3 protein-coding genes are annotated in these 1831 nt (G+C 69.1%); all 3 read right to left on the reverse strand.

Going from position 1 to position 1831, the window contains the following annotated elements; all coding sequences use genetic code 11:
- Positions 1-646 (reverse strand): bifunctional phosphoribosylaminoimidazolecarboxamide formyltransferase/IMP cyclohydrolase PurH (locus tag MK177_10270; GenBank protein MCH2427700.1); only part of this gene is annotated, 646 nt, incomplete at its 3' end.
- Entirely contained in the window at positions 643-1236 is a 594-nt protein-coding gene (gene purN, locus MK177_10275; protein ID MCH2427701.1) for a phosphoribosylglycinamide formyltransferase, read from the reverse strand. The genes purN and MK177_10270, both read right to left, overlap by 4 nt.
- A gap of 125 nt (positions 1237-1361) precedes the next feature.
- Positions 1362-1831, reverse strand: a 470-nt coding sequence (locus MK177_10280; GenBank protein MCH2427702.1) for a succinate--CoA ligase subunit alpha, incomplete at its 5' end; no start/stop codon positions are given.

Raw genomic sequence — 1831 nt, forward strand, 5'->3', positions numbered from 1 at the left:
TCTCGCCGTACCGGAGGTCCTGCACCCGGTCCAGGGCCAGGTGCAGGGACGGCTTGAGCAGGTTGTTGGCGTGGTCCGCCGATGGGTCCTCATCGAACCAGGTCACGATGGCCGCGTCGTAGGCCGCCGTGTGGGCGAAGGCCGATCGGGCCAGCCGCCGTCGGGTGGCGTCGGACAGGGAGCCGACGGCCCGGAGCTCGTCGAGGACCGGCCGGTAGTCGGCCGGGTCGACGACCACGCCCACGAGGGCGAGGTAATTGGCCGCTGCCCGGACCATGGTCGGCCCACCGATGTCGATCAGCTCGATCCCGGGGTCCGACGTGAACGGGTAGAGGTTCCCAACCACCAGGTCAATGGGCACGATACCCCTGGCTTCCAGATTGGCCAGGTGCTCGGGATCGGATCGGTCGGCCAGGATCCCACCGTGAATTGCCGGGTGCAGCGTCTTGCCCCTGCCCTCAAGAATCTCCGGGGCCCCGGTAACCTCGCCGCCCTCCACCACGGGCACGCCCTCGTCGGCCAGGCCCGAGGCCGTACCCCCGCTGGAGACCAGCTCCCCCCCCGCTTCGACAAGCCCGCGTGCCAGGTCTGCGATACCGGTCTTGTCGTGGACGGATAGCAGGGCTCGCTTCGGGACGGGGCTCACGCCGGGGCTCCCTCGGGGGCGGCGGCCTCCATGGGTGTTTCCCCGGCCAGGATCAACCGGATGGTGTCGACGTAGAGGCGTCGCTCCACCACCTTGATCCGCTCGTGGAGGGAGGCCTCGTCGTCGTCGGGCAACACGGGCACGGTCTCGTGGGCCAGGATCGGCCCGCTGTCCACCTCCAGGGTGGCCCGGTGCACCGTGCAGCCGCTCACCGTGGCACCGTCGGCCAGGGCATCGGCTACGGCATGCCAGCCCGGGTAGGCGGGGAGCAGCGCTGGGTGGGTGTTCAGGATGCGACCTGCGTACCGGTCGTACACGGGTTGGCTCAAGATGGTCCCAAATCCAGCCATTGCCACCAGGGTGACGCCTCGCTCCTCCAGGAGGTCGGTCAGGCGCAACGTGTAGCCGTCGCGGTCGAAGTCGTCGCCGAAGCTGTCCCGGCAGACCACCACGGCCTCCACATCGTGTTCGGCCGCCTTCTCCATGGCAGGGCAGGGACGGTCTGAGACGACCAGGGTGATCGGCAGGCCAGCCTCAACCATGGCATCCAGGATGGACCCGGTCCCTGATACCAGCACCGCCAACGACATGTCGGCGACCGTACCAGCGGGTCACCGTGGCCCGACCGTGGGTTCGCCGGTCCGGAGGTGGCCCGGTCGTCCGGACGCGTAGCCGACAGGCCCCCGAGCCAACCTGATGCGTAGCCGGTTGGCTCCTAGAGTTCGGCGACGATGTCGGCCATCAGTTCCCCGGCCTCGGTGGGGTTCAAGCCCACCCGAACCCCTGCCTCGCGGAGGGCGTCCATCTTGGCCGCCGCCGTACCCTTGCCGCCCGAGACGATGGCTCCGGCGTGTCCCATCTTCTTGCCGGTTGGGGCCGTCACGCCGGCCACGTAGGCCGAGATGGGCTTGGTCATCCGGGTGGCGATGAACTCGGCGGCCTCTTCCTCGGCCGAGCCTCCGATCTCGCCGATCATCATCACAGCCTTTGTGTCGGGATCGGCCTCGAAGGCCGCCAGGCAGTCGATGAACGACGTGCCGGGCACCGGGTCGCCACCGATGCCGACGCACGTCGTGCAGCCGATGCCCTTCTCCTTGAGCTCGTACAGCGCCTGGTAGGTGAGTGTGCCGGACCGACTCACTATGCCAACCGGACCGCCGGGCAGGGCGATGTGACCGGCGGTGA

The sequence above is a fragment of the Acidimicrobiales bacterium genome, assembly GCA_022452145.1.
Taxonomy (GTDB): Bacteria; Actinomycetota; Acidimicrobiia; order Acidimicrobiales; family MedAcidi-G1; genus UBA9410.